Below are 8054 nucleotides of genomic sequence, written 5' to 3' on the forward strand. Positions count from 1 at the left end.
AAAAGAGGGCCGCGCAAATCTCCATGCGTTACTCTTGGCAGTGCGCTGGTCCTTGCCGGAAGGCGGGACGAGTTTTTCACTTCGTTACGTCCGGGCTATTCTGCCATCCGCCACCCAGGGCCAGGAAGAGATTGATCTGGTCGATCGCCACCTCACTATCCGACGCCGCCACGGCCGCGTCAGAACCGGCCAACGTACGGTCTGCGTCGAGGCTGGACAGATAGGGCGCGCGGCCGGCCTGGTACAGGAGCCGATTCTGCCGCGCCGCCTCGCTCGCATTGTCCCGTGCCGCCCTCAGGGCGAGGTTGCGCTCCAACTCCCTGGTATAGGCGCTGAGCGCGCTTTGGGTTTCCTGCAACGCCTTGAGCACCACGCCATCGAAGTTCGCCAGCGCCGCATCGGCCCCCGCCTCCATGCGGTGAATGCGTGGCCGCACCCCGTTGGTCGGGAGGTTCCATGTCAGCATCGGGCCTAGGGCCCAGTGAGCGGTCTGCCCCGTACCGAGGTCGCTGAGCAGCCCCGTGAGGCCCGCCGATGCCCCGATGCTGACCGACGGATAGAGATCGGCCGTGGCCACGCCGATTTTTGCCGTAGCCGATGCAAGCTCGCGCTCGGCCTGCCGTACATCGGGCCGGCGCTTGAGCAGCGCAGCACCATCCCCCACCGGAATCGCCTGGCGCAGCTTCGGTTCCTCGTGGCACTCCGCTTCTGCCACAGGAAGCGCGGCCGGCGGCTTGCCCAGCATGACGGCCAGCCGGTATGCGGCCCTCTCCTGCTCTGCCTTGAAGTGCGGAAGGCTGGCCCGCAAGGTCTCCGCCTGGGCTTGCGCGCGCAGCGCGTCGACCGGCTGCCCCCGCCCGGCGGCGACCATCTTGCGGGCGATGTCCACCCCACGCTCCTGCAACGCCAGTTGCCGCTCGGCCACTTCATACTCATGCGTGGCCGCGCAGCCTTGCACATATGCACGCACGGTCTCTGCGACAACCCCGACGCGTGCCATGTCGAGCGCGGCCTGACTCGCCTCGGCGCTTGCAAGGGCCGCTTCGTCGGCACGTTCGAGCTTGCCGAAGAAATCAACCAGGTAGGACACGGAGAAGCCAACGTCGCCAATGCTGAAGACCGGTATCTTCTCCTTCATCAGGAAGCTCTCGCCAGAGATCTGGGTGCGCTCTGTTGCCGCGGAGACGCTTGCCTGCGGGAGGTTGTCCGCTTCCACCTCGTGATACATCGCGATGGCCCGCCGCAGGTTAGCCGCAGCGACCCGCAAATCGGTATTGGCAGTGAGCGATTCCCGGACCAGCTTGTCCAGCTTCGGGTCGTCGTACAGGCGCCACCAGGCGTCCGGCACCGGCGCCAGGGAAACCGCCGGATGCTTCGTACCAAGCAAGGGGCCATTGGCCTGCGGCGCATGCACGGCGGCATGCGCCGGCACATGGTAATCAGGACCGACCGTGGTACAGGCTTGCAATAGCGGCATCAGTACCGGTAGCAGGGCAAGGCTGAGTCTCTTCTTCATTTTGACTTCTCCAGTTGCGCCACGCCTGGATGCGCCTGCCCTGCCATTGGCGCTTCCCGCACGGCAACTGTCGCGGTACGGCCGGACACAAGTCGTACGCCGGACGGCACGTCATCAAGCGCGATGCGCACCGGCACGCGTTGCGCCAGCCTCACCCAGTTGAAGGTAGGATTCACATTCGGCAGCAAATTGGATCCACTGCTACGGTCGCGATCTTCGATGCCGGCCGATATGCTCTGAACGTGTCCGTGCAGATGCTCGCCCTCGCCCATGATTCGCACGTCCACCGGATTGCCAATACGTATGCGATGCAGCTTCGTCTCTTCAAAGTAGCCCTCCACGTAAATGGAGTCCACATCGATCATCGAAAGCACCGGCCGGCCGGTCGTCACATAGTCTCCCAGCCGTGGCAGCCGGTCATTGAGATTGCCGTTCACCGGGCTAACGACGTTCGTGCGGGCAAGGTTGAGCCGCGCGAGGTCGACGGCTGCTTCGGCTTGCGCCAAGGCGGCCGCGGCCTGATCGACCTTGGCGAAACCCTCTTCGACGACCTCCTTGGAGACCACCTCGGACAGGGTACGGTTGCGTTCTGCCTCCCTGCGTAGCTGCGCCAGCGAGACGCGCTGCGCAGTCGCCGTAGCCAAGGCCTGCTGCAAGGCAAGCTCATAGCGGGCCTGGTCGACCACGAAAAGGAGCTGCCCACGCGTCACCTGCTGGTTGTCCTTGACCAGGATACGCGTCACCAGCCCCGACACATCAGGCGCGATCTGCACGATATCGGCACGCACATGGCCGTCACGCGTCCACGGCGCGATGGTGTAGTAATCCCATAGATGCCTGACGACAAAAAAGGCAACCGCCGTGGCGATTAACGTCAGCGCCACAGAGCCGAGCGAACGAAGATGGATTTTCATGATTGAAGCGAACGCGCAATGGCGACTACGCCGCCTAGCACGATAAGGTAGATGGCAAGATTGAAGAGCGACCGATGCCACACCAACCGGTAGAAGCCGAAGCGGGCGAGCAGCGCGCGCATGCAGGTAGTGATAGCAAAGGTCACCAGCATCAACGCCAGCAGGGTAGGCACGAAGACGCCATAAACATCGATCTCGCCGCTCAGCATGTTCCCTCCGTGTACAGCGCGGTATCCGAAGGCCATTGCCGGATCAAGGTGATACCTCCTGCGATTCTTTCCCTATCGGATACAAGGTCAGCCGGAGCACCACCAGGGCAGCCAGAGCATGTCGAGTGCCGTCGCCCGGGAAGGCGGCAAGTTCTCCGATGGCCTTCTCGATACATGCGCGGAGCGTGGCTGGCGACGCCGAACCCGTCCCGGTTCCGAGCCGGGCGCGAAAATGGCTCGCGACGGCGTTCAACACACCGGTTACCGCCCTGCGCGCCTGGGGTCGCATGGCGGACAGACCGCGCCGCAGGGCCAGCAAGCTGAATCCGATTTGCAACTCGGCGAAACCATCCGAAGGCATGTTCCCGACGCTTGCCGTCAGCCGCGGCGCAAGTTGGTTAAGCCGGTCCACCATGCGGCCACCCAGCTTTGCCACTTTTGGTGCTTCGCTGCAGGTGGCAGCCTGCGCCAGGTCCTTCCAGCTCGCGCGAATCAGGCGGCGCGCCGCGACTCGGGCGCCAAACGGCCGTGTCGCCATGGCCCACAGAGGCGCGAACAGCATGCCGCCGATGCTCGCCAGGCTACCGTTGATGGTGGCAAGAAAGTTGGCGTCAAAGACACTCTGAAAGTTCGCGAAGGACGCCGTATTCAGCGACAAGAGCAGCGCGATGAGATTGAACCCCGGCCTTGGCAGCAGCAAGCCGATCCCAAGGTATGGCACTGCCAGCATGCCAGCCAGCGTCACGAAATCATGCGCATATGGCACTACCGCGAACAGGTAAAAGGCGGACACGGCGAAACAGACGCCGCTCCACCGCAAAACGGAATGCGCCGCCGACCGTGGCTCCTCAATCGTGGCAAAGAAGCAGCTGGTGACTGCCGCCAGCACGACGGCCCCGGCCCCGGCCTCCCACTGCGACACGATCCACAGCAGGCCCGCGCAAAAAACAGCAAGACTGGTGGAGCAGGCATAGAAGAGCAACATGCCGTGATCATGATGACTGGCACGGTCGGCGGACAGCCCGCGCACCCTTAGCGGAGATTCGCTGGATCCGGTGGTCCGGTCGCCGATGCTGCGTTGCAGTGCCCGGCAATCTTCGCCCAACGCCGCCAGCGCGAGCAACAGCTCGTTGGCGGTAGCCACCAGGCTCGCATGCCAGCCCGGTGCCATCCCATTCGCGGCGGGGGGCGTGGCTGGCGGTATCTGGGTCGGTGCCGGACCGTAAAAGCCTCCGCGGATCCAGCGCGACATTTCGGTCATATGGCGGGCCAGGTCCTCGGGGATGCCAGCCAGTTGACTCCGCAACGCCCGCACTACACCTGCCAATGACGACAGCAACGGTAACAGCATGGCCATCCGCTCCCACAGTGCGCGGGCATTACGCAGGGACTCGGTACCCTCGGTGTCATAAGAGAGCTGCTTGATCAACTGGTCTATCGTGGAAATGTCGGATACCAGGCGATGCCGATTTTCATGCGAGAACGCATTCGAGTCCGGCGCGGCCGACAGAATTTCCGCGGCCCACTGCCCCGCGTCGCCGAGCCAGACAGCCGCCCTGTCGCGCAAGGTCGGCGCCACTTTCGTGGGGAAGAACAAGGCACTCACCATGCCGGCGCAGACGATCCCGATGGCGATTTCCTCGACGCGAGCGATGGCCAGGTCGAAGATTTCCACAGGCTGGCTGACCGCCGGCAGCGCAACGATAGGCAGTGTGTAGGCACTCAGAAGGAAGATGTAGTTGCGCGGTGCCCGATCAAGCAGGGATAGATAGAGCAGCGCGCCAGACCAGAGCGAAATCGCCCCCATCAGCAACACAGGCGCATTGACCAGGAGGGGCACCGTCACCACCGCGGCGGTTGCGCCCAGCAGCGTGCCCACTACGCGATAGGCCGCCTTGGCACGCGTCGCTCCCGTCACCGGATTGGACACGAGATAGACCGTCGCCATTGCCCAGTAGGGTCGGGGCAATGCAAGGGCGAGCGCGATGTACAGCGCCAGCATCGCTGCCGCATACACCTTTAGCGAAAAGAGCCATTGCCGTGCACTCAGCCAGCTAGCCATGTTGCACACCTGTATTCACGATTGATTCCATTTAGCATGGCCCATCACCAGACGCTCCGGGCCACGGCGACGGGTTGCAGAAGAAGCTTTAGCCAGCGTCCGGTCTCGACCCGGCGACTGCGAATCGCAGCCCGCTGATGTGTCGACCTTTCTCACCGCTACTGCACCGGCACCGTGCAACCGGGCCGATAATCAGCGTGCCGCATCGCGTAGCCATCCATTGCGCCCTGATCCGCTGCGGGCAAGTATGGCCTGTGCACAATCAAATTCGACCATAATTCACGCTCGCTTGTATCACCCGCCTGTCGAAGCGAGGTGCGTCGCAAAGTTGCCGGGCAGGTAGGTGCAGTCCAACTGATCTCGAATGATTCCCTCCCACGCGGTCACGCAGGACTTGGTGGCTCCGGGAAGACAGAACAGCAACTTCCCGTTCGCGTACCCGGCCAGCGCACGTGACTGGATCGTTGAACTACCGACCTCCCCGTAGGAAAGCTGCCGGAAGATCTCCCCGAAGCCGGTTATCTCTTTGTCCAGCAGTGGCCTCACCGCCTCCGGGAGAGAATTCGCCAGGGAGAAGCCCGTGCCACCACTGCTGATGATCACCTGAATCCTGGAATCGGCAATCCACTCGCTAAAGATGCGACGAATCTCGTAGATGTTGTCCTTGACAATATCGCGGTCTACACATCGATGCCCCTCACGTGAGAGTACATCTACCAGATAGTCGCCGGAGCCATCATCATCCGGTGTTCGCGTGTCGCTCACCGTCATCACTGCACAGTTCAGGAACATATTGTTTGCGTGGTTCATTCGGTCTTCTCTTCCAGCCTCATTACGACGCAGCGCGCTTCCCGATCGCATCTTCGCGTCCGCGGCTTGCGGCGTGATTACGCTCAGATCTCGGTGTACTCAACGAAGCCGTCCTTCCTGCAGAAGCTCACAAGCTTCATGCCCGCCTGCTCGGCGATGCTGATTGCCAGGGAGGTGGGCGCGGAGATCGTGGCAAGCATTGGAATATTCATTCGCGCTGTCTTTCGCACCAGCTCGTAGCTGGCGCGGCTCGACAGAAAGACGAAACCCGCCTTCATGTCGATCCTTTTCATGGCCAGGGCACCGATGAGCTTGTCGAGGCCGTTGTGACGGCCCACGTCCTCGTACACGGCGAGAATTTCTCCTTCCGGATTGCACCAGGCAGCCGCGTGCACGCCGCCGGTCGCTCGCATGAGCAACTGATGGTCCTGTAGCGCCTCGGCAGCACGCGCAATGACGACATTCGTCGCGACAACGTGCATCGCCGGCGGTTCAATGCGTTCCGGGTGCAAGTCCAGAAGTTCAATACTCTCGATTCCGCATACTCCGCAGCCAGTCCGTCCGGCAAGCGCACGTCGTCGCCCCTTCAATGCGAGAAAGGATGGCTGTCCCACGGTCAGCTGCACCTCGGCGCTATCCTCGCGCATGAACACCTCGATATCGAAGATCTCGCGGGCACTGCCGACAATTCCCTCGGTCAGCGCGAATCCAACTGCAAAGGCCTCCAGATCGCGCGGGGTCGCCATCATCACGGCATGTGAGATGCCGTTGAACACCAAGGCGATTGGAAACTCCTCGGCCACCTTATCGTTGTCCCGTGTCTGTATCACGCCACGGTGACGTACGATCTCGCGCTCCCTGAATCCGCTGCGCTCGCTCCGTTCTTCGCAGTACATTGGCTTGCCCCTAGAAATAGTCAACGCGGCGACGATCGCCGCTCACTCGTAGTAGAAGTGAATTGCACTGAAGCCATTGTACGAACCGGTTGTCGGACACGAAGATACAGAATGGCCAACAAGCGAGGACTACAGATGCAGTCGTCGAAAAGCGATCGCGAGGCCGGGTTCAGCCGGGCGCTCGACATTGCGGCTTGCGTGAATCAAGACAGCCCTGTCGCGGAGACAGGACGCAGCCACCTCGGGATCGTTGTTCGATCGAGGCGACGACAGGCCAGGAATATGAGAGAAAGGGTGCCCGGCAAATGGGGAAGCAGCACGGCCGCTACCCTCTGATGAGACGGTCAAGAGGGTGCCAAGGCCGACACTTACCCACCGCCGAAACAACACCAGCAATGTAGTCCTGGGCGTGAGGGAGTCACGGCTGATGGCAGGCGAGGGCAACCACACCCTGGGGTACTCTCTGCCCAAGTGCGCCTTACTTCTGCGCAGGCACCTCGGGCTGCCGGCACCAACACTTTGTGAATATGTTTGAAGCACCGCAGCACGTTCCACCTGACCGTCGAGATCCGGCACGTCGCGGGGACAGCGCAAGCTGTCGCTTATGATTCGAAATGATTAGATTTGGCTAGAAGCCAGGATGCTGCACATAAAAATGACAACGCCACCAAGCGCGATCAGAAACTCCACCGCCACCAGATATCTGTTCGAATCCGAATTTTCGTTCATTCCCACACCCTCTCGCATTGTGTGACTGGCGGCCCACTCAAACCACCGCAGCGGCGCAATGAGCCGTACGTGCATCAGGCTACTGATTCCGCGATTCTCGAACGGCACGCATCCAGTAATTTCACGAGTGCTATCGACGGACGAGACGCACTGCAAGAGTAGACGCCAGTGGCGTTGGGAGGGGCATACAGGGGCGCGAAGAAGCGGGGATAACAGTCTCGCGGCGTCGCGGAAGTTCGCCTCGCTCCGGCTGCCATGGAAGTGCCTTTCAATGCCCAAATCATACTCGAAATGCGCCTTTGGTCGCATTCATTCGCGTGCCGGAGGGGGCGCGCGGGCTCCAATCGAAACTCAAATGCAAGAGGTAACTATCTTGCCAAGCGTGATCAAGGCACTCTCCAACTGCGGCGTCCAGGCGTAGCTATAATTAAGGCGAATGAAATTCTTGAACCCATTGGATGGGGAGAACATATAACCCGGTCCGACCGTGATTCCCTGTTCGAGGGCGCTGCGATACAACTTCATGGAGTCTACGCTGTCCGGTAGCTCGACCCAGAGGACATAGCCGCCCACGGGGTGCGAAGTGCTTGTTCCGGCGGGGAAAAAGCGATTCACCATTGACACCATGATGCTAGCTTGCTGAGCGTAGGTACGCCTCACCTTTCGAAGATGATGATCATATCCATCATTTTTTAAATACTCGGCAATTGCCATCTGCGGGAGCGAGGGGGTCGTCAGTGTATTTAGGAATTTCAGCTTCTCCACTTTATCGCGATACCGTCCAGGCATGGCCCAGCCGATGCGATGGGCGACTGCAAGGCTCTTCGAGAAGGAAGCGCAATATAGAACCAGTCCTTTTTCGTCATAGGACTTCAGCGAACCGGGATGGCTCTCTCCATAATAAAGCTCGTTGTAGAC

7 protein-coding genes are annotated in these 8054 nt (G+C 61.2%); all 7 read right to left on the reverse strand.

Annotated features, from left to right (window positions below):
* Nucleotides 1-76: 76 nt before the first annotated feature.
* Nucleotides 77-1516, reverse strand: coding sequence for an efflux transporter outer membrane subunit (locus AC1DKD_RS15680; protein WP_441625057.1), 1440 nt, complete (start codon nt 1514-1516; stop codon nt 77-79).
* Nucleotides 1513-2430 (reverse strand): efflux RND transporter periplasmic adaptor subunit, encoded by a 918-nt coding sequence (locus AC1DKD_RS15685; protein ID WP_441625055.1) that lies wholly within the window; start codon nt 2428-2430, stop codon nt 1513-1515. The genes AC1DKD_RS15680 and AC1DKD_RS15685 overlap by 4 nt, the downstream gene beginning before the upstream one ends.
* The gene (locus AC1DKD_RS15690; RefSeq protein WP_441625053.1) at nt 2427-2639 is read right to left on the reverse strand and encodes a DUF1656 domain-containing protein; all 213 of its coding nucleotides are present in this window, start codon (nt 2637-2639) and stop codon (nt 2427-2429) included. The genes AC1DKD_RS15685 and AC1DKD_RS15690 overlap by 4 nt, the downstream gene beginning before the upstream one ends.
* A 43-nt stretch (nt 2640-2682) precedes the next feature.
* Nucleotides 2683-4701: an FUSC family protein gene (locus tag AC1DKD_RS15695; RefSeq protein WP_477143434.1), complete on the reverse strand. Its 2019-nt coding sequence runs from the start codon at nt 4699-4701 to the stop codon at nt 2683-2685.
* A gap of 294 nt (nt 4702-4995) precedes the next feature.
* Entirely contained in the window at nt 4996-5511 is a 516-nt protein-coding gene (locus AC1DKD_RS15700) for a molybdenum cofactor synthesis domain-containing protein (RefSeq protein WP_441625049.1), read from the reverse strand.
* A gap of 83 nt (nt 5512-5594) precedes the next feature.
* Nucleotides 5595-6407, reverse strand: a complete 813-nt coding sequence (gene fdhD, locus AC1DKD_RS15705) for a formate dehydrogenase accessory sulfurtransferase FdhD (protein ID WP_441625047.1) — start codon at nt 6405-6407, stop codon at nt 5595-5597.
* 1080 nt (nt 6408-7487) lie between these two features.
* Nucleotides 7488-8054 (reverse strand): aminotransferase-like domain-containing protein (locus tag AC1DKD_RS15710; protein WP_477143435.1); only part of this gene is annotated, 567 nt, incomplete at its 5' end.

This window comes from Cupriavidus sp. 05T313, from assembly GCF_056396665.1.